Source organism: Longitalea arenae (assembly GCF_016924755.1).
GTDB lineage: Bacteria > Bacteroidota > Bacteroidia > Chitinophagales > Chitinophagaceae > Niastella > Niastella arenae.
This window is the reverse complement of sequence record NZ_JAFFJX010000002.1, coordinates 288077-309994: the sequence shown is the minus strand read 5'-3', so window position 1 is coordinate 309994 and position 21918 is coordinate 288077. Positions and strand designations below refer to the sequence as shown.

The following is a 21918-nucleotide window of genomic DNA, read 5'->3' as shown; positions in this document are numbered from 1 at the left end:
ATGTTTATCCAGCTGAAATGGAATCAGCCTACAATTTATAGAAATCTGCCAAAAATGGCTTTCCGCTGAACAAAGAGTGCAGGGAAATCCGCGAAAAGTACAATGGGGGAGTGCTGGTGCAAGATCTTTTATCGCTGAAAATGGGATATAAAGAGGGTCTGGCGTATAATTTATAGCTCGAAATGGGTCGTTAATAGTTTTTAGCGACCCGTTTCAAACTATTGACGGGGAGCATTTAGCAGGCAATCTGCCGTTACAAACTTTACCGGTTCTATTCAATGAACTGTGTCACTGGGCTTTAGCGAAACTAAATAACAAAGGGAAAAATATAAAAATGATCAGGCCGTATTGAGTTTCAAGCACTGATTCGCTAAAGCAGTAAACCAGCAGCAATAATACGAACGCATAGAGCATGCGGCTGTTTTTCCGGACGGTCAGCCTGACCGTTTCAAAGCAGATAAAAAGAAAACAAAACAAGCCAATGAGCCCCGATTGCAGCAGGGATTCCAGGAACTGGTTATGCGTATTATAGCCTAAAAATCCCCGGTCATTTGTGCCTGCTACGCCGGTGTACATGTGCGTGGCTGCGTATTTCTGATCCAGGAAAGACTGCGCCTTTGCAGGAGAAACACCCGTGATCCAGGCCCTGTTTTCCTGCAATATTTCTTTCACGAAACGCCATTGCAGGAGGCGGAACTGCACTCCGTTAAAATAGTCGCCGGGATTGAAGGAGGTTTGTTGCACCAGGGCCATGTTCCCCTGCATGATCTCATTGAACCGGCGGCTGATAGGGTTCGTGGTAAGCAGAATAATACTGCTGATCAATAAACCGGCAATCGTTATAACAAAAACCACCTGCCAGCTATTGGTATTTTTTTTCAGCGTAATAAAAAGATAATAGGCCAGGCTGCCCACCATGAAAAGGATCACCAGCTTCGACGAGAGTAAAAGAATGCCCGCAATGAAATAGCCCATCAGCAACAGGTGTATATTTCTGTTTAAAAGATACCTGCCCTCGTAACCGCTTTGCAAGAGCCAGATCAATCCCGCATACACCAGTACCGCGTATTGTACCGCATGATGCCCCAGGTTAGCCACCAGCTCGTGATAAAAAAATATGCCTGTGCCTGCATGATGGAGCTGGTATTTAATAAAGCTAACGCCTAAACACCAGCTAAGCAGCAGCGCCAGCATAAAAACGGTTGCTGTCATCAAAAGCCGGAAGCGGGTCTTATTGATGAATGGGCAACAATAAACGCTAAGGGGCAGGAAGAGCAATGCGCTTTTAACCTGAACATGTTTCCAGGCTGCCATAAAATTATCGCTAAAGGCAAGCGGGATCAGTTGCAACAAAAAGAACAAGCTGCAGGCCAATACATACCTGTTCCTTGCAGCAGGATGCAGCCAGGAGCCGGTTTCCATCCTGTTTTTAATGATAGCGGTCATTAATACCAACCCGATCGATATGCTGCTGATGGCCCTGAAGCCACAAACCACGCTGGCCAGGAAACACCCGTAAAGAAGAAGTAAGAGGCAGTTGATCAGGTTCTTTTTTTCAGTCATTCGAACGATACCCGTTTTCAATATTCGGTTTGGCGTTAGCGCCTCAAAAAGGTAATCAGGTGTGCCCAGGTGCTTTTGGCGTTGACGGGAAATGTGGAACACCTTGCTTTTTACTTATTGTCTATTGACATTGGTTTTTCGTTGAATATGCAGGTAAAAAGCAATGAAGCTGCCCAGTAAGAGGCCGCCTGCCAAGCCCATTAGCAATTGTTTGATCAGTTGGGGGTAGGTAGGCCTTGATGGGCTGTAAAAGTTTTGCAACACATATACGGCCGAGGTGAAAGATAAAGCTTCTTTAAAGTTGAGCTGTTTTTCTTTCAGGCCGGCTATTTGCCCGCTGATGTCCGAAACGTTTAACATAAGCTGACCGCCGCTACGGCTGCTTTGGTGCAAACTGCTTTCAACCGCTGATTGCAGGCTGCCCAGGCGCGTTATTTCCTGTTCCATGGATTGGATCATCGATTGCAGATTGTTCCTTTTAAATGCCAACTTCTCCTTCACATGTTCACTGTTATCAAGCGCATACGTAATGCCCTTTTGCAGGGGCCGTAAAACGGCCGTGTCGGTTACAAGTACGGTTAGCGTGTAGGCGGAGTAATTTTTAGGGTCGTAAGACTTTTGTAATTCTTCGGTTTTAATGGACTTTAATTTTTTCAGGGTGCTCACTTCGACCCGGAATAAACGCGCCAGCGCAGGCCATTCTTTTTTTGTAAGCAGGGCCGACCAGTTGTCGATCAGGGCAATCTGTTCCGGAGCACTTAGCAGGGTTGGTTGCAATAAGAGGGTAGAGGAATAAAGGTTCGGTGTATTCCAGAACCGGAAAAATCCGGTTAACATACCCGCCAAAGCAACTAAAACTAATAGTTTCCCGTAATGCCTGAAAAATGAGAAGGCATTTTCAAAAAGCGCCGTTATATCAAATTCGTCTGTGGGGATCTGTACCCGTTTAACCTGTTTCATAAACAGACCTACGGAGAATAATAAATAAAGGTTGCGTTGATCGTATAATTTGACATTTACCATTTTCTGAATAAATCGATATGGAAGGCACCAACAGGCGCAGCCGGGTATTTTCGAATTTCGTGGCTTTGGGCATTTTACAGGGAACGAATTTTTTGCTGCCTGTACTGGTAATGCCTTTTGTGTTAAAAAGGATCGGGGCCGATGGCTATGGGGTAGTGTCGGTGGCCCAGGTAGTGATGCTTTTCTTTTGTACGGTTACCGATTATGGCTTTAATTTAACGGCTACCCGCGCCCTTGCCCTGCACCGGGATGATGCATTGAAGAATGCCCGGCTTTTTGTTACGGTGCTAACTGCAAAACTGTTTATCTGCCTGCTTTTATTGGGGGTCTTGCTGCTGCTGATCACACTGGTGCCCTTTTTTAAACCGCATTTTCAATTATACCTGTTCGGTTTTACCTGGGTGATCGGGCAGGCGCTGCTGGTGAGCTGGTTCTTTCAGGGCGTGGAAAAGATGAAGTATATCACCATTTACACATTACTGGCGCGCTTACTGTTTGTAGTGCTGGTATTTGCGTTTATCAGGGAAAAGGCAGATAACAGGTTCTTTATTTTATTTATGGGCATTGGAAGCCTGCTGGCTGGTATTTTAAGCATCTTTCAGGCCATGCGGCTTTTTCAACTGCCAGTGCTTCGTCCCAGGTGGCGCGATGTGGAACAAGAGTTAAAAGACGGCTGGCCTGTGATGGTCTCCAATATCTCTATCAACACTTTTTTAAGCATCAATGTATTCATATTGCGTTTGTTTACCAATGACCTTATTGCCGGTTACTACAGTGTTGCTGAAAAGATCTTCCTGGCCACCCGGCAAATAGCCGTTATGTTCTCGCAGGTAATATATCCGCCGCTCTGCCAGCTGCTGCACAAGGGAGAGTCGGCCACGCGCTCCTTTTTCAGAACAGTGTACCTGCCTTTTTTAATGCTGGTACTACTGGCCTGCGTGCTGCTGTTCAGCTTTTCCTCTTATATCATTTCATTTTTTCTGGGGCAGGAGCATGGCGAGGCAGTGCTGCTGTTACGGTTGTTTTGCCTGGGGCCTGTTATCGTTTGTTTGCACATTCCGGCCAGCCAGCTGTTAATGGCGGCCGACCAAAAGAAAAGTTACCTCTATGTATTGACCCGGGGCGCTTTCATAAACGCGCTATGTAACCTGACCCTGGTTCCTCTTTGGGGGGCAGTAGGCACCACCCTGAGTGTGCTGCTCACAGAATTGTTTATTACAATTGGTTTAAACAGGGCACTATATAAAAACAAACTGGCAGCTTATGTAAGCGCCGGCTTACGCTAATTTTACAACAGACTGGTATGCGAATCAGTAAATACTTTCCTTTTGCATTCATTTACTTTTTTATCAATTCTTTTGCCTTGCCATTTGGATTGACCTACACTGCCCTGTTGAGCCCGCTGTTTTACCTTTGGGTGCTGGCAACCAGGCGGCAGGAAGTACTCTGGCCTTTTTGGCTGTTCCTAACCCCTTTTGCCGTTATTCATTGCTGCCTGGGAGTAGATGCCAAAAGCTATTTTATTTCATTGTTGAATATGACCATGGTGTATGTATTTAGTCAAACCGTGTACACTTTCCTGCTCCAATGTGACCGACCGGGAAAGATCTTTCAGCAACTGCTGGTCATCAATTTTATTTTCTGCCTGCTGGCTATAGCCTTGTTCTTTACGCCATATAACATTTGGGTATGGGCGAAACAATTCCTCACAACCGGGGTGTATAACTTCAAGCGGTTAAGCATGCTCACCTATGAGCCTTCCTATTATGCCCTGCTGTTCACCCCGCTGTTCTTTTATTTCTGGCTGCAGTTGATCTTTTCCAGGAACACGATCAATAGCTGGTTGTTGCTGGCGATGCTGTTATTGCCCCTGGTGCTTTCATTTTCCCTGGGGGTTATCAGCACTATATTTCTGGCCCTTGCCATTACGTGCGCGGTTCATTTCAAAACATTTATTCGCAACCGGCGGCTCGTTAACCTGTTGGGGCTTGCCGGTATGGTGGGGGCGGCCGCATTGATGGTGGGCATTCTTTTTTTTCCTGATAATATCCTCTTTGTACGTATTGAAAATGTTCTTAGCGGCAAAGATCCTTCAGGCAAGGGCAGAACATTTGAGGCTTTCTGGCTGGCGGAGCAGTTACTGGGTCAAAAGAGCTATTGGTGGGGCATTGGCCCCGGCCAGATCAAGATCCTTGGCTTTGACCTGATCACCAATTACTATCACTATGGAGCCGATACCACCCGCGTGGCGATACCCAATGCGGCGGCGGAAACGCTGGCCATTTTTGGCTGGACCGGTTTTTTGATACGAATAGCAGCCGCCTGTTTCTTTTTTGTATACACCAGGGTATGGAACAATTACTATCGCTTGCTCCTGTTCAGCTTTATTTTTATTTACCAGTTCACGGGCAGCTTCATAACCAATGTGGCGGAATATGTTATCTGGATAATGGCCTTTACGCCTGTCTTTAAGGAGTATGATTGTCGTAAACGAGACGTACCTGTTTTTTCAGGTAAAAAACGGAACGTTGGCAGCGTAATGAAGCTAACCAGTTAAACCGCTACTAAGGCTGTGAGCTTAGAACTTTGAACTTTGAATGGTGAACTTAGAACTTTGAAATTAGAATTTAGATCCCTGTAACGACCTGCTCATCTTTTCGAGTACGCAGCGTTGAATGAAATCTTCGTATTTTTTTATGACATGATCCCAGCTGAACTGTTCCCTGATCCTTTGGAGGTTATTGTTGATCATTACCATTTCGCGGCCGTTGCGGTGGGTGTTCTCAATGATCTCCCGCACTTCGTTACAGGAAGAAAAGTAAAAAGCATCCTGCTGTAATACGGAACGGTTGAAGGGGTTGTCATGGGCGGCTATCAGTGCCCGGCTGGCCATTGCTTCGAGCAGGGAGGGGTTGGTGCCACCTACACTGTGCCCATGGAAATAGAGGTTTGAATATACTTTCAGGGAATGTATTTTTTGCGGATGGTTATAAATGCCACCGGTGAATACGATCCGTTCGTCATTGCCGAATTTTTGTACCAGTTGACGGCCCGGTTTATTGTCAACAGAACCTACTACCAGGAATTTTTTCGTGCTGTTACTGGCATGAAAACCGTCGAGGATCATTTCGATATTGTTCTCGGCAGCCATACGCGCCATTAACAAAAAATACCCGTTCTTTTTTACGCCGTACTCCTGCAGCAGGTTTTCATCTTCATTGTAATGGATCTCTGCCCCGTAGGGAATATGTTCGCTGGCAATGGCATATTTACTTTGCAGGTAGGATTGAATAACAACGGAGTCGGCAATATAATAGTGGCTGAAGCGTACCGCCAGTTTTTCGGCCAGCTTTAAGAACTGTTGAACCGGTTTTGAATATTTGGTGCGTTTCCATTCAAGGCCGTCCATATTAAAAATGAGGGTGCTTTGGTTGGGATAGAACCAACCCCAGGCTGAACTGCTGGTAAAGCCCAGCATCAGGATCACATCGAAGTTCCTGCGCCTTGCATCGAGGATGCAGTTGAGGTCGTAGATAAACTGGCCAAAGCTGCCCAACTGGTATTCGGGATCGAAGCAATGAATGAGCTGCACATTTTTCCAGGTATTGCTATGGTAGGGGTGGTTGTGTGAATTGTAAACGAACACCTCATGGCCTTTCTCAACGAGGCCGGTGGACAGGTATTCTGCAAACTGTTCAAACCCGCCATAATGATTGGGAATGCCCCTGGTACCTAAGATGCCTATCCGTAATGTCATTGTTGTAATACTTGTTTATAAGCTGCGGCGGTTTTACGGGCCGCCTGTTGCCATGTATACTGATCTAAGATCTTTTTGCGGAGGGTAATTGAAGCCGGGGTTACTGCAGCCCTTTTCACTGCCTCAAGTATACTTTCCGGGGAGGCCGGATCGCAATAAGCAGCTTCCTGCCCAATATATTCCCGGGTGTACCCTTTGTCAGTGATCACTACGCTGCATCCCATAACAGCTGCCTCCAGCGTAGAAAGGCCGCAGGTCTCGAACCAGCTGGGTAAAATATGAATGCTGGCTTTCTGATACCAGCCGGCCAATGCTTCCTGGGGGATCTGTTGTAAAAAGGAAATATTGGCGGCTGCCTGTTGGCGGCATGCCTGGTAATATTGTAACTGGTTGGGGGCCGGATTGCCTATCACTACGAGCCGGTACTTCGTATTGTTCAGCGCTTTTATCAGGTTTAACTGGTTCTTCAACCCTTCAATCCTTGCTACACATAAGACCAGGTTCGGCTCTTTGGGCTGGCTCCTGTTCCAATGGAACAGGTTCGGGTCAATGCCATTGGGAACGACGGTATGACCGGGCAAAGCAGTGTCATATTCCGCCAATTGGGCGTATTCCAGTTTAGAGTTGGGCAGCACCAGCGCGGCCTGCTGTAAAATGGTTTGAATGCTTTTTTTATGACCTTTCCATAAATAAGAAGGAGTCATTAGAACATCATTCCGCTGTGCCCACCTGGCAATCGTCTTAATGTATTCTATATTGTTTTTTGACAGCAAACGGAACAGCCTGCCCGCGATGCCTTTCCGGTACAGTTGATCGTATTCAAAGTAGTTCACCAGGTTGGGTGAAACCACGAATGGTTTCTTCGACCGGGTAATATGACATAAGATATCGGCCGGCCGCACAAGATTGAAAAAATGCAGCAGGTCGTATTGCTGGTATTTAATCTCCTGGTTGGTCAATTTAATATCTACATCAATACCCAGCAACTTTAATTGCTTTGCTGTATTGATGAGCTGAAAGGTATCTCCGCCCTTAACCGTAAATAATGTAGACCTGGTAATGAACGCAATTTTCATGATAGCCTTTCTTATCCTATTTTATTCGTAGCAAAATGCCCTACAGTTGCCTGGCATAATTTTTATTTTGCCTGCGCCCGGCAACATAGGGATCATGAATTCGTTAATTGGAAGTATATTATTCCTGTAAGTAACCGGGTAAATGTATTTTTGCCCGTAAAGGAGATACCCTATATGCGATCCCTGTTCCTGATGGATAATGCGGCTGGTTTACTGACGATAAAGGATAAAATTTTATATATTCTGGTGGTCATATTCCTGCTCACTTTTTATCCTGGCCATATGCCAGCGGTAAACAATGTGGCGTTGGGGCTCCTTTCTGTATACTGCTTTTTCTTCTACAGCACATTCCGCGAAAAATATTATTTATTGCGTAAGCGGAAAGAAGTGGTGGCCATGACCCTGTTTTATTTATTGCATATTGTGAGTGCTTATTTTTCAAAAGATCAGGCGGAAGGTTTTTCCTGGGTGGTGGTGCGGATGCCTTTATTCGTGTTCCCGGTTTCGCTTGGGCTCGTGTATATTAAACAGGCGCTGAAAGAAAGGATAATATGGGTGTTTTCGGTCATCACCGCGTTTACATTATTGATTTGCACTGTATGGTCGGTTTACCACACTATTTCGAGGCAGGACCTTACGCTGTTGTACAATGACAATCTTACCATTCTTACCGACAAACAATCGATATACATAGCCCTGCTGGTGAACCTGGCCGTATTTGGTTTTGGTTACCTGCTGGCCATCCGCTCAAAACTGATAACCAATAAGTGGCTGGTATATGGTTGCCTGTTCATTCTACTGGTGGCTAATTTTTTACTGGCCAGCCGCATTGCCATTATTACTTTATATGGCAGTATTATTTGCACGGCCATATGGTATGCCGTACAGCAAAAGAAATTCAAGCTGTTGGCAATGGTGGTGGCAGGCGTGGCGGTAACGGGCATTTTACTGGTTAGTATATTCCCGAAAACCCTGAACCGTTTTCGGGAACTGAAGTATACCAACTATGAGTACACCCATAAAGGGGTGGAAAGTCATTTCGATATGGTGATAACTCCCGATCAGTGGAATGGCGCCAATATCAGGCTGGCAGTATGGAGCTGTGGATGGGAACTGGTAAAACAGCATCCCTGGCTGGGGGTACAGCTGGGCGACAAATTACACCGGCTGGTAGATGTATATGCAGCCAAACATTTTGATTTTGCCTATGAGAGCCGCCGCAACATGCACAACAATTACCTCGACATACTGGTAACCTTTGGAATAACCGGTTTCCTCTTGTTCCTCTGGGGATTTTTAATAGAGCCTTTGCGCCATTGCATTCACAGAAAAGACTTTTTTGGCATATTGGTGATCGCTGCGTTCATGCTCTCATTTATTCCTGAGAACTATTTCGATCGCAGTATGGGCAATATGATGTTTGCTTTTTTTATTGCTTTTATTGTGAGTTACAGGGAGCCGCCTGCTGATCCTGCTCATTTGTATAAATAATAGAAAAGTCTCCCTATACCGGGAGACTTTTGCTTTTTTATTAAAGATGTATTTGTGTAGGAGGTAAGAGCCTTTAAGTTTACTCGTGATTGTCTTTCACGTACATGTCAATGGCCTCATTGGTTTCGCCAAAGAAAACCAGGCTTCCGTTTTTCATGAATGCGGTACGGGAGCAATATTTTTTAATTACATCCATGCTATGGCTGACGAGGATCACCGTTTTACCTTCAATCCAGCTCGATTCAAATACCTTTACCGCTTTTTCCTGGAACTTCATATCACCTACCGCAAATATTTCATCGAGGAACATGATATCGGCGCCGGCATTTACTGCGATGGAAAACCCTAAGCGGGCCACCATACCAGATGAGAAGTATTTGATCTTTGTATCGATGAATTCGCGCAGCTCGGCAAAGTCAACGATCTTATCAAAAATATTGTCTATTTCTTTGATCTTTAAGCCGAGTACGGATGCGGATACATATATGTTCTCGCGGGCAGTAAGCTGGTGGCTCATACCTACGCCCAGGTTCATTAAAAGCGTGGAGCCATAAATATTGATATGTCCGGTATCAGTTGGATAAACACCGGCCAGTAAACGTACCAGGGTTGACTTACCGCATCCATTCCTTCCCAGCAGGCCAATACATTCTCCTTTGTACACCACGAAATCCATTTTCTTGATTGCCTCTACTTTCTTGGCGCGTGGCGGATTGAATAAATTGAACAGTCTGTGCTTAACAGTATTATGGCTGTCTTCTGAAATATGAAATGTTTTACTTATATTTTTCGCCTCAATGGCCGGCACTTTTTCCATGATTGATTATAGTTTTTCAGCAGCTTTTGATCCGAGTTTGTTTAACAGGTACAAGCCAAATAACAGGAATGCAAATGCATATGCCATGTCATAAGCCAGTAATTTTAAATGAGGTGTGGTTCCGTCGATCATAACCATACGGGCGTTGATGATAATACCTGCTATTGGATTGGCATAGGTCATAGAAGGTAATGCCTTAGTGAATAGTTCCAGCTTGTAAAATATGGGTGATAGGAAGAACAGGAACTGTACAAGTACCTGCCATACCTGGTTAATGTCTTTGGCAATGATATAAATGTTCGAAAGTATCAGGGAAAAACCAAGCGACAGAATGAACATGTTAAAGAAAATGGGAATGATCCACAGGCTATGGGCGCCTGTTCCTTTTGATGCCGGTTCTATAAAGTTATAGAACAACAAGAACATCATGAAATTGAAGAAGAAACCTATGGTAGTACTAAACAGGGTAGCAATATAAATTTCGAGCTTATTCATATTGCTATACTCGTACAAATACTTTTTAGTGTTCAGGATCTGAATAGTTCCAGTAGTTGATTCTACAAAAAAGTTCCATAGAATCAATCCAATGAATAGAAAGGAAGCAAAGCCGGGGATTTGCTGATTAAGAATGATATTAAACACTGTATAATAAATTACAATGTCCATCAACGGTTTTAACAGGGCCCAAAAAAGCCCCAATTTATTCTCGTAATAACGGAGTTTAAATTCAATCTTAGCAAGCAACCAAATTCGTTCAAATTTATTCGATCTAGAAAACCAATCGCCAAGAACTGAAAAGATCATTCTCTACTTTTTTAATTTGGATAGAATATACAAGGCATTTTTTCTTAATGCCGGTTTCTTTTTGATATAATTAATAACCTTTTTGATGATCTTATTTTTGTTAAACGGAATATGCTCATCTGTAGCAAACGTCGGATTATCAATTTTATACCCCGGTCCATTAGCATTCAGCAGCCCGGTTAATTCGGCGGCAAAGATAGAATAAAACGCTGAATGTTTTTGCGCGATATAACGGTATGAAAACAACAGTTTTTCGCGTGTAAAGCTGCGTGCCATTGACTTTTTCCTGATCCGGTACAACCACAGTTTTTCCGGAATGACAACCCCCCGCCAGCCGTTCTTGGTTAAGTTGATGACGCTTTCCCAATCTTCACATCCGTACTCCAAAGCCGGGTCATTCCACCCGTTTTGGGTAAAAGCGGTTGTTCTATAAACAAGCGCACTGCTATTGATCATATTATGATACAACAAGTAGGGCGGTTCAGGCGTAAATGCAGGCCAGCTACCTGTTGACCCTTCAAAATACTGCGCCCAGCACCCTACATAATGCACATTCTGTTTGTTTTTAAGAATCTCAATGGCCTTGCTGAAATATGTTGGATCAACCGCATCGTCTGGATCCAGGAATGCCATGAATTCGCCAGAAGCCTGTTGTGCACCTGTATTCCGGGCGGCCGAAAGACCCCTGTTCCGCTGCTCTATCAGTATAAATTTGTATTTGTTTTGCAGCGTTTTAAGGGCTTCAATGCTGTCTGCGTTATCAGAACCGTCGTTCACTACAATTACTTCGATGTTCCTGTAATCGGATGCATGAACCGACTGTAAGGCTTCTTCCAGATAAAGGCCCATGTTGTAAAAAGGGATCACCACTGAAAGCAGATCCTTCCTGCCTTTTGGCTGCAGATCTTCCCAGGTTTTGCTGCCGGTAAGAAACGGGAATAGCTGGTTTTTAGTATCAGTTGCATCCGTACTTTCTATTATCTGCACCTTCTGGGCATACACATTTTGATAAGAATGCCTTTCTTCAACCGATCTTTTGGCGTTTGTTCTTATGGTTTGGATCCGCTCAACGGGTAAGTTGTTGATCACATGCGCCTTTTTAGTTAAGCTGTCTTCCTCCTGGTGATCGAACAGGAAGCCGTTTTCGCCATCTTTGAGAATTTCAGTTTGTCCGCCCTGCCGGGAGGCCAGCACAATGTTTCCATTGATCAGCGATTCTATAACAGTATAGGGATAATTGTCACCGATACTGGGTATCAGGATCACTGCCCCGTTCTGCGTTTTTTCTTTCCATTGGGCAGGGGATAGGCTGCCCAGCAGGATCAGTTTGCCCGACTGAATTTCACCACCATATTTTTTCTTTATCCATTCCTGCATATCCATGCGTTCGGGATGGAAATAATGGTTGCCGCCGCCAATCAGGTACAGGGGTTTTGCCCATCCTGTTTGCCACAAAGTTCTAAAACCTTTTAACAGCGGAAGGATGCCTTTTTGCGGCGTTAGTTTTCCAAAAAAGAACCAGTTGCCCCTCGGATCATTAGTATGGTTGCTATTTGTTGACTGGGTTTGTTCAAACGGTAATGGCACCACCGTTACTTCGGGCAGCGATGGGATAAATGGCTTGATCGCCTTTATGATAAATGCACTGGGGGCATTTAGTTTATCGGCCGCCATAATACACCAACGCTCCATTTGGCCTATCCAGAAGTAGGGCAACTGCATTGCAGGCACCTGGTTATATTCATAATATAAAAAGGAGGGCGCATGTAAAGTAAGAACAACTTTGAGGCTGTTAAAAAGCGGATAATTTAAATGTTTGTACTGCAGAATGTAATAGGCAATGCCGGCATATTCCTGTGATTCCAGTATGTCGGGCAGCCCTTCTGTAGCCAGATATTTCTTAATAACATGGGCGAACTCGAAAGCAAGCCCGGTTTCCGGCCCGAGAAAATTATGTACGTTCGTCTGGTACCTGCCAAACTGGATTATTCTGATGCCGTTGTCGCTGCTTACAATATCATTTTCGGAATATTGATTAGGCACAAATACGGTTACTTCCCAGTTATTCTGTTGTAACATCTTTGCCGTGTGATAGCAGTAGGTTCCTATGCCACCACCGTACATGGGTGGATATTCTGTCGTTATTAACCAATACTTTTTTTTCCTCTGCTCCATAAGTAGTTTAAAGGTCTTTTTCCGGTAGAAACCTTATACATTCTTTTTAAAAGTTTCATGATCCGCAGCTGTTTCCAATTCGGGGCGGAAGGTAATGATTGTTCCTGCTTCCAGGTACTAATATTTTGATAATAGTGTTGAACAGTTTGTGGTAGAAGTGGGGTAACAGCGGCTGCAGGCTGCGAAAGCAATGCTTCAAACAGTAATTGCAATTTATTATGGGTAAGCGACACATCGAAATATTGCTCTACCCGTTTCCTGGCTGCTTCACTTGTTTTTTTTCTTAAAGTGCTGTTTTCTATGAAGGATAACAGGTTATTGGAATACGTTTCAACAAACTGGTTTATATCTTCTGTTAAAGATATGACCATACCCGTACCGGGTTCTATTAATTCCTGCTGCCCTCCCACATTGGTTGCCACTACAGGTGTGGCCGCTGCCATGGCCTCGAATAGCACGGTGGCTATACCTTCCCAGGCAGAAGGCAGGATCAGAATATCGGCCAATTGTATGGCTTCTATATTGGCTGTGTGTGATAATGAACCCAGGTTAGTGAAATAGCGCTGTAATTTTTTTTGATAGATCTTTTCTTCCAGCAAATCTTTTTCCGGGCCGTCGCCTGCGATAGCAATTGTAAAGTTTACACCTTTTTTAGCCAGTATGGCAGCAATATCGGGTAGTAATAAAGTGTTTTTCTGGGCAGTAAGCCGTCCTGAGAAAAGCAGTACCAACTGATCGTCTGATAGTAATTTGAAAAAGGCTTTCTTTTTTGAGCGCCTTACTGCTTCATCGAGAGGTTGTATTTTCTTTGTGTCTACGTTAATATAAATAGTTTGCAGCTTATCGCGTGCTACGCCCCGGCTGGCCATCCATTCATTGATCTGGTTGCTGGCAGTTACATGTTTATCTATATACCTGCTGTATTCAACAGCCATGTTAGGGTAACCACCCTGCTTCCAGTTTTCTTCTACCAGGTGCAGTATGTCGGTAACTCGTACTCCAGGGAATGTCGCTTTCAAATAAGGCAATATATAATATGCAGGCTGTGCATGCGAAATAACCAGCAGTTGAATTTGCCAGGTATTGATAACATAATTCCATAGCGCGGGGTATGCGGTACCGTCTGCGAGGGAAGCGAAATGATATATCTGTTTGCAGTATTTTTTGAATTCGGCTTCATGGCTGTGTTTGCCTGCATTGGTGGTAACCATTACAAAATCGTACATATGCGCCATGGCAGCCATATAATGCAGTGTGAACCGTTCCACACCTCCCAGTTCGAGCCAGGGTAATACAATAAGCACCGTTTTTCTGTTCCCAACAGGCGACGGTACACCGACAAGCGCAGGAAGGTCGGTTAATGATGGGTACTGTTGCTTTTGAGGGTCAGGGAACTGTTTTTTTAATGAACTGTATGTCGTCTGAAATCGCCTCGTTATTTTTTTCTGCTCGCTGCCCCGATCCCAATTGGCCCACTTTTTATCATGATTTTCATGATTGCGATAGTGAAACAGATATTCCGGTATCGTATATCCCCAGAAATTATGTGTGGCTGCTTCCAGCCAAAACTCCCAGTCTTCGAGGCCATTCCTTCGGCCTTCGTTGAATTGAAGCTTTGTAAACACACTTTTACGGAATAGTCCGGCAAAAGCTACCCAGTTTTGTTGAAGGAATGCTGATTTTTTATCGAACCCTGCCTGCCAAAAATAATTTTTGGCGCCAAAGCCCGTTGACCAGGAGTTCACAAAAGTGAAATCTGGGTTCAATTGCAGTGTTATAAAGGCCTTTTCGAGATAGTCGGGTTCAATGAGATCATCAGCGTCGAGAAAGAAGATAAGATCAAAGATGCAGTGCTTTACACCCTGGTTCCTGGCAGCTGGCAGGCCCATATTTTGAGACAATGTAACCACCCTGATCTTTTGATTATTCAAGGCGTTCAACTTTTCCAGTACACGGATGGAAGCAGGTGTGTTGCTTCCATCATTTATAATAACCCATTCCCAGTTAGTGTAGGTTTGATTTATAACCGCATGATAAGTTTCCCAAAATATTTCGGTTTGATTATAGAACGGTGTTACTATGCTTATACCTGTTTCGGCATTCATGAATTAAAAGTAAATGTGGCTTTGTAAACAATTTTTGGTTCAGTTTAACCCGTTTAAAAAAAACGGCGTCCTTTTTTTTTCAATATGCCAATCTGGTAATATAAGAGTGCAATTTCAGGCAAAAGATCTTTATTGTCCTTAGCTATTAATTTAAGCGGATTGGAAATGTTGCTGTTCAAATATTTTTCGATGTCTTTATTTAAGGTAGAAAGTTGCTGATTCATCTTTTGATGCTGTTGCAATAGTTCATTGTGAAAAGGAAGCAATTCGTTATACTGTTGCTGCAAGTGGTTATACTGGTGCTGTAGCTCATTATATTCCTGCAGGGTTTCATTGAATCGCTGCAACAGATCGATATTGTTTTGTTGAAACTGAATGTATTGTTGTTGCAGCTCAGCATATTGCCGATGCAGCTGTTCCTCGTTCGCATGAGTCTGTTGTTGGAGTTTCTGCAGTGTTGCGTTTTTTTCGTCGTACTGCTTCCATACATCCAGCATCTGCTTATCCTTTTCGTCGTATTTCGACCATACATCCTTTAACTGGTCATCGTGTTTCTGCCAAAGCGCTGCCAGTTCTTTGTTCTTGTTATCAAAATTTTCCCAGGCTTTTCTCAATTCTTCATCCTTCTGTATATAAACGTTCTTTATTTCTGTTATCTTTTCCTGCTGCCACGCGGCGCTGAACCGGTTCAATAATAAAAATACCTGTTCGTCATTATCATTAACGGCAATAGCCTGTTTATTACCGGCGGTAATAATTTCCTGAAACGTATTTATAAACTGGCTGGGCAAATGAGTGTGCAGGAACCTTGCCCTTTTGTGCGATTGTAAGGCCAGATCGTTTCTCAACATTGAATTGGCAAGCACTTCTTTCAATAATTCGGCAAGGGCTTTTGCGCCGTTCTCTTCCTTCCAAAAAAAGTTGTAATCTTCCCCGGTAACCTCGGCCAGGCCCGTATTTTTATTAACGATAACGGGCGTTCCATTGTACAAACATTCAAGGGCAACATTACCGAATGTTTCGAACCGGGAAGGGAATACGGCTATCCATGCCTGCTTGTGATACGCAAGCATGTCGGCCTGGGAAATGTGACCTGCGAATTCAATTTTTGATAATATGTTTTCCGGTAAATTGGCCTTGCAATATTCCTGAAAGGTCATATTGTAATCGCTCCACAATACATCTCTGCCTACCAGTTGTAAACGGATATTTTCATAACCTGATTCAACCAGTTCCTGAAAGGCATTGAGTAAATAATCGACGCCTTTTGTTTTTTGCAGACGCCCGATGAATAATATGTTTTTCTCTGTATTGTCATTTATGGCAGCGGGAGATGCCGGTTCGGGAAATATGGTATTGTTTATCGGATTGGGAATAATAAAATGCTGCTGATGTTGCAGGTTAAATAGTTTCTTTAGATAATTCAGGACAAAAGAAGAGGGGGCTATGGCAAAAGAACTGGCCTGGATGCAGTAAGCTTCCATTTTACAGATCAGTTCCTGATATACTGTGGGGATCTTTTCTTCCACAGCCAGCAGTGCAAACAAGGGCCCTGAATAATGAACTACAAAAGAAGTGTTCTGGTATTTTATGCCTTTATTTTTTTCACGCAGGAGGAAAAAAGCCTCGCCATCAAATTCCGCATATAGTATCAGGTTGGCCTGGAAATCATTATTAAAGCGATCGAAATGTTTTTCTAATTGAAAAGAATAGTCGAGCAGGCTGTGTACAGAAAACTCGCCTTCAGTATAGTCGACCCATTCAGTTTTAAATTTATTTGAATAATGCTGATTGTAGATTTCCTGGTTAAAATTGGCCGGTTTTTGGGTTAAAAGTATCACCTCATGGTTTAAATTCGCCAGCATTTTTCCCAGGGAATAGAACGCAGTACCTATTCCACCATGCGTAAATGGAAAGCATTCCCTGGTGATTAAGCAAATTTTCATAATTTGGCGATCCAAATTTTGTAATTTGGGGACCGAAAATAAGGTCAATTTTAATAAGTTTGTAATTTAATCATCAGATTCTTAATAAATTATAGCCTGCCTCAATGCACTTGACTAACACCCTCACACGTGGCAATCCTGTTACGTTGAGTTTAAATGAACCTTACCTGGTATCGATTGGAAAAACACCACCAGGTAAGTACGCCTACCATGTGAACGTTCTTAATCCTGCTAACGATTCCCCTATTCTTAAAGTGTTCATTAACAATAAAAACGTTAATAAGAACGAACAGGTATATAATTTGTCTGAAATATCGGAACAAATTGAATACAATTTTAATACCATAGGTAAAGAAGAGCATTCAATTGTTTTCTTATTGACAAAGGGAACCAGCCTAACGCTGCAGTTGCCGGTGAGCCCTGTAATGGTGCAGGATGTAGAGGAGGAAACTTCAATGTTATTGGGGCTCGACGAAAACATTGCTTTAAAAGTGAATGAATTGGAGTCTGAAGACCATACAACAGGAAACACAAAAGCCAACCGTGGGCCATATGCCAGCCGGCAACAACATTCAGGCGGCGCTGCTTCCCTCAGGGAAATAGAGCAATTTGTAAACGCCCGGTATTTCCGCGGGTTTCTTTCAACCGAAGAATCGGAGCGCCAGCTGGATCACGTGGTATTCAATAAAATGTTTGCCCCGGATGGTTCAAAAGGATTTGCGGGTTTTAAAAGGAAGGTTTACAGGAAAATGCTGGTAAGCATATATCGTTTATTTACAAAAAACCGGTCCAGGAAATTATACTTTGCCAAACTCTACCGTAACTACGTTAATAATAATTTATTAAGCGAGAATTTTCACAACCATTAAGCGATTAAACCCTGCCATGCGCATTTGTATCATTACCAAATACCTGCCTCCGGTATCCACGGAGGGCATTCCTCGTAACCGATGGGATTACGCCCAGCAATTCAGAGCATTAGGCCATGAAGTGCATATTATTACTTCAGGAAGAGATACCTGTGAAAAAATTATAGATGGAGTATATATCCACCAGATCTCTGGTTGGGAAAAGAAAGCGTCGGATGCCTTTTATCAATTGCAGGCACCCGGTAATTTGCATAACCAGTTAGCCTATAGCTATCTGGTGTACAAGCGTATAAAACAGTTGAATGAACTAAGCCCCCTGCACTTAATAGAGTCGCCTTTATGGGATATAGAAGGTTATATCACCAGGCTAAAAATGCCGGAGATCCCTTTTATAGTTCGGTTGGAAACTACCACCATGCTGCTGAAAGAAGTGGTTTCCGGTAAAACGCCTCAAAAAGATGTTCTGTGTGAAATAGAAACTCATTTTCTTGAAATTGCTGACGGTTATGTTTTCGATAGCTGGTCGATATTAAAGGAAACGGAACGTTTATATAAAGTCAGGTTCGACAAAAAGCCGTATGCAGTAATTCATCATGGCATCGATCTGAAAGGAATAAAATCTGCCGAAGTTCCCGTTCCTGTTAATAATGGTAATTGCCGTATTTTATCGGTAGGGCGTCTTGAAAAAAGAAAGGGGTCAGATGTTCTCGTAAAAGAAATAATGCCGTTACTGCTTGAAAATGTTTCAGGCATTGAAATTCACCTGGTGGGTAAAGACAGCGGAGAATGGGATGGTTTTAAAGAAGAAACAGGTTTTACCTATCATGAATACATAAAAAAGAACTTTAAGCAATATCTTAATAAACAGATCTTCCTGTATGGGTATGTAAGCGATGAGAAGCTGGATACGCTATACGGAGAGGCTGATATTGTTTTTGCGTTATCAAAATACGAGTCATTCGGTCTGTTGTACCTGGAAGCGATGCGAAAAGGAAAACCGCTTATCGTATTTGAAACTGGTGCTGTGCCTGAGATCTTCGAAGATGGAAAAGATGCCATTTGTATTCCACTTAACGAACCCCGGAAAGTAGTTGATTCGGTACAAAAGTTAAAAAATGATCCGGGTTTACGCCACGAATTAGGGCGCAACGGATTGCAGAAACTGATCAGCCGCTTCTCCTCTGCCCGAATGGCAGCTGAGTGTGCCGTGTTCTTTGAAAACATTGTGTTCAAGAATACCAGCAGGGTGTTCCAGGTAATGAACTGCCTTACCGACAGGGATGGTGTAAGCAATACAACCGTTGATTTTGACAAATTATTAAAAGAAGAAGGCGCCGCAACGCAAATTCTGGGTTCGTATGCTTCACCCGCGGTGCAGCATTTAGTAAAACCCATCGAAAGCGTTCAGTTTAAAGAAACGGATGCAGTCATCTATCATTACTGGAATTATTGCGATAAAGGTGATTATTTCAACAGGCTTACTTTCCCTAAGAAAGCCTTTTTCTTCCATAACATCACCACCCCTGATTTTTTTTCAGTTGATGACGAAGCGTATCATACTACGTCCAAAGGTTTCAGGCAATTAAGCACCCTCGATAATTTTGATGTATATATAGGGCATACTGCTTACTCGCTTGAAATTTTGCGTCAATCACTGGCAAGGCCTATTACAACGCATATTATTCCGCCCCATATTGATAAGAACCTGATTTTAAAAAGGCCGTTCAATCAGGAACTGGCTAACTCTATCAGGGCCGAACATCCTTTCCATATAATTTTTGTAGGCAGCATTGCTCCCCACAAAAAACAAACCGACCTGGTAAAGTTCTTTAAATATTATTCAGAACAGGTTAACCCCAACAGCCATCTTTCAATTATAGGAGGTGGATCTCCGGGTTATGTAAATGAGCTGGGTACTCTGATCAGGGAGTTGAATATTGGCAAAAAGGTAACTGTTACCGGCAAGGTTAGCAACGAGGACTTGTACGCGTACTATAGAAGCGCCGATATATACCTGTCGATGTGCGAACACGAAGGATTTGGCGTTCCGCTGGCCGAAGCCATGGTCTTTGATATTCCCGTGGTAGCGTTTAATTGTACGGCGGTACCCGATACCGTTGGTGAGAACGGATGTTTATTCAGTACAAAAGATGCAGTTCTGGTAAGTGAAATAGTAGAAAAGCTCAGGACCGATGCACAGTGGAAAGAGCTTGTTTTAACCAGGCAGTGGAAACACCTGGAAAATTTTTCAAAGGAAAGCATCGCCAAAGCCTTTGCCGGCCTGCACGTTCTGCTTGATGAAAAGCACTTTGAGCGGATCAGCTTTTTAAAGAAGAATGCGGATCTTTTACTGGAGGAGTTTATCTTTTATAACGATAGCCGATTGAAAAGCCTGGAGCCCATTCAGTTGATAGATAACCAGTTTGTGCTGGTAAACAACCGAAGCGGAATTACGGTGGAAGAAGTCTTTAGCGATGTTGAGATCAATTTCCTGTCGCATGACTGGAGCGGCAAAGTAAAGGTTCAGGTGGATGATCGTGAGCCCAAGGTGTTTGATCTGTTTGCCACTGACAGAAAGCTAAAGAATATTTCGTTCAATGAAGAACTGGAAACAGGGCTGCATACCGTTAAAATATGGCAAACCGGTGAATGCAATTCGTTTGCAAAAGGCAATGAGGTTTTTTTGCATTCCATTAAATTAAAGAAACCTTTTAATGCTCCCGAAAAGAGAGCCTTGGAAGAAGTACAGAAACTGGTACAAACAGAGGATGGGACCTGGGAAGATGATGTATTTGATTTTCCGGAGGCTGATGATGAAAAAACGACAGCAGAAGGTAAAGTATTCCGACGTATCGAGGATGCAGGCGCTTTGAGTAACCTGTTTGTGTATACGCCTGAATGGAGTATAAAGGATGAATGTTTTAAGTTTAATGAGGGAAAGAAGGGTGACAACATTACTTTCGAAAAAGATTTTACAGCCATTGCTTTGAAGTTTATCACCCATCCGTGGTGTGGCATGGTGGAGGTTATTGTAGACGGCCGGTACAGAGAGATTTTGGATCTCTATCAACCGGAACATGGACAAAAAACATTCAGGTTAAAAAAAGTATTTAAACAGGAGCTTCATACTGTTACTATAAGAACACTTTCAAAAAGAAGTCCTTTCGCCCGGGGCAGCGAAGTGTTTTTCGGAGGCGCCACTTTTGAGCAGCACTTTCCTGTAGAAATATCTGACGAAGAACTGGAGGAAAAGTATAAGGTTTCTGTGATCATCAATACACTCAACAGGGCAGAGCATTTGGAAAAACTGCTCAAAGCACTAGAAGAGCAAACTTATCCATGGTATGAAATTGTGGTGGTGAATGGTCCTTCCACCGACAAAACAAATGAGGTGTTGGCCAGGTATGAAGGACGGATAAAAGTGGGTACTTGCCCGGAAGCGAATTTGAGTCAATCGCGAAATATTGGCATTGAAATGTCGTCGGGCAATTATGTTGCTTTTATTGACGACGACGCATTGCCTTGCGATAAATACTGGATTGAGAACTATATTTATTTTATTGTCTACAATAAAAATCTAAAGATCGGAACCGTTGGCGGCCCGGTAAAGCATAAACATACGGAGCATTATGAGTTTAAGAACGGGGCCACTTCTGACTACGGTTTCCAGATCTTCAGAGAAGAAGAATTAAAAAGTCATACACTTGATGGAAAGCGATGGGTGCAGGGTGTGCCCGGTGGTAACAATATTGTATTGAAGAGCGCTTTGTATGAAATTGGCGGCTTTGATGAACGGTTTATATATTACCTCGATGAAACCGATATGTGTATTCGCCTTGCCCGGAAAGGGTATGTGGTTATTAATAATCCCATAAACTATATCAAACATTTCAAAGCGCCCAGTGGGGTACGAAAAAGTGCATATGATATCAGATGGGATATTATTGCACGCTCAGACATGTTCTATGCGTTGAAAAGCGGATATGATGCTTTCCCTGTACGGGTTATAAAAGCGATACTGTATTTTAGAAAAAAGCACTTTTTCCGCGAAGTTGTAAAGGCTTACAAAGACAATGTTATATCAAACGAGGAGTACAAAAAGTACAGGCAATTGCTTAAAAAAGGATTTAATGAAGGATTGAAATGGGGCTTGTTCAATAAAAAGCAGCCTGGTACATTAACTGATAGAAAAGAAACGTTCTACAACTTTCAAAAAAGCTCAATAGAACAGCTGTAAGCGGCCATACATGTGGGAATGAGAATGACTTTAAACCGAATGTTCATTATATCTT

At 43.2% G+C, this 21918-nt stretch carries 14 protein-coding genes; 5 read left to right on the top strand and 9 right to left on the bottom strand.

What is annotated here, in order from left to right:
- Positions 1 to 288 precede the first annotated feature (288 nt).
- Positions 289 to 1563, bottom strand: coding sequence for an O-antigen ligase family protein (locus JT717_RS06245; protein WP_205509342.1), 1275 nt, complete (start codon positions 1561 to 1563; stop codon positions 289 to 291).
- 114 nt (positions 1564 to 1677) lie between these two features.
- The gene (locus tag JT717_RS06240; protein ID WP_205509341.1) at positions 1678 to 2523 is read right to left on the bottom strand and encodes a hypothetical protein; all 846 of its coding nucleotides are present in this window, start codon (positions 2521 to 2523) and stop codon (positions 1678 to 1680) included.
- Between the two features lie 80 nt (positions 2524 to 2603).
- Here JT717_RS06240 and JT717_RS06235 point away from each other — a divergent pair, with 80 nt between their 5' ends.
- Together JT717_RS06235 and JT717_RS06230 are read left to right on the top strand one after the other, a co-directional pair.
- Complete coding sequence (locus JT717_RS06235; RefSeq protein WP_205509340.1) at positions 2604 to 3872, top strand: flippase; 1269 nt, start codon at positions 2604 to 2606, stop codon at positions 3870 to 3872.
- Between the two features lie 17 nt (positions 3873 to 3889).
- Positions 3890 to 5143 (top strand): hypothetical protein, encoded by a 1254-nt coding sequence (locus JT717_RS06230; RefSeq protein WP_205509339.1) that lies wholly within the window; start codon positions 3890 to 3892, stop codon positions 5141 to 5143.
- A 63-nt stretch (positions 5144 to 5206) separates the two neighbouring features.
- Here JT717_RS06230 and JT717_RS06225 read toward each other — a convergent pair whose 3' ends face one another.
- Together JT717_RS06225 and JT717_RS06220 are read right to left on the bottom strand one after the other, a co-directional pair.
- A complete protein-coding gene (locus JT717_RS06225; protein WP_205509338.1) occupies positions 5207 to 6343 on the bottom strand; it encodes a DUF1972 domain-containing protein in 1137 nt (378 codons plus the stop codon).
- Positions 6340 to 7419: a glycosyltransferase family 4 protein gene (locus tag JT717_RS06220; RefSeq protein ID WP_205509337.1), complete on the bottom strand. Its 1080-nt coding sequence runs from the start codon at positions 7417 to 7419 to the stop codon at positions 6340 to 6342. The genes JT717_RS06225 and JT717_RS06220 overlap by 4 nt, the downstream gene beginning before the upstream one ends.
- A gap of 174 nt (positions 7420 to 7593) precedes the next feature.
- On the opposite strand from JT717_RS06220, the gene JT717_RS06215 reads away from it, so the two are divergent.
- A complete protein-coding gene (locus JT717_RS06215) occupies positions 7594 to 8910 on the top strand; it encodes an O-antigen ligase family protein (protein ID WP_205509336.1) in 1317 nt (438 codons plus the stop codon).
- A 79-nt stretch (positions 8911 to 8989) separates the two neighbouring features.
- Here JT717_RS06215 and JT717_RS06210 read toward each other — a convergent pair whose 3' ends face one another.
- From JT717_RS06210 to JT717_RS06190, 5 genes are read right to left on the bottom strand one after another with little or no spacing between them, the layout of a single operon-like run.
- Positions 8990 to 9727 carry an ABC transporter ATP-binding protein gene (locus JT717_RS06210; RefSeq protein ID WP_205509335.1) on the bottom strand — a complete coding sequence of 246 codons (738 nt, stop codon included), beginning with the start codon at positions 9725 to 9727 and terminating at the stop codon, positions 8990 to 8992.
- Positions 9728 to 9733: 6 nt separating this feature from the next.
- The gene (locus JT717_RS06205; RefSeq protein ID WP_240347860.1) at positions 9734 to 10531 is read right to left on the bottom strand and encodes an ABC transporter permease; all 798 of its coding nucleotides are present in this window, start codon (positions 10529 to 10531) and stop codon (positions 9734 to 9736) included.
- Between the two features lie 3 nt (positions 10532 to 10534).
- Positions 10535 to 12706, bottom strand: a complete 2172-nt coding sequence (locus JT717_RS06200) for a glycosyltransferase (protein ID WP_205509333.1) — start codon at positions 12704 to 12706, stop codon at positions 10535 to 10537.
- Positions 12676 to 14811 carry a glycosyltransferase gene (locus tag JT717_RS06195; protein ID WP_205509332.1) on the bottom strand — a complete coding sequence of 712 codons (2136 nt, stop codon included), beginning with the start codon at positions 14809 to 14811 and terminating at the stop codon, positions 12676 to 12678. The genes JT717_RS06200 and JT717_RS06195 overlap by 31 nt, the downstream gene beginning before the upstream one ends.
- A gap of 53 nt (positions 14812 to 14864) precedes the next feature.
- Positions 14865 to 16757 (bottom strand): glycosyltransferase family 4 protein, encoded by a 1893-nt coding sequence (locus tag JT717_RS06190; RefSeq protein WP_205509331.1) that lies wholly within the window; start codon positions 16755 to 16757, stop codon positions 14865 to 14867.
- A gap of 104 nt (positions 16758 to 16861) precedes the next feature.
- On the opposite strand from JT717_RS06190, the gene JT717_RS06185 reads away from it, so the two are divergent.
- Together JT717_RS06185 and JT717_RS06180 are read left to right on the top strand one after the other, a co-directional pair.
- A complete protein-coding gene (locus JT717_RS06185; protein ID WP_205509330.1) occupies positions 16862 to 17626 on the top strand; it encodes a hypothetical protein in 765 nt (254 codons plus the stop codon).
- Between the two features lie 16 nt (positions 17627 to 17642).
- Entirely contained in the window at positions 17643 to 21863 is a 4221-nt protein-coding gene (locus tag JT717_RS06180; RefSeq protein WP_205509329.1) for a glycosyltransferase, read from the top strand.
- The last annotated feature ends 55 nt before the right edge of the window (positions 21864 to 21918 follow it).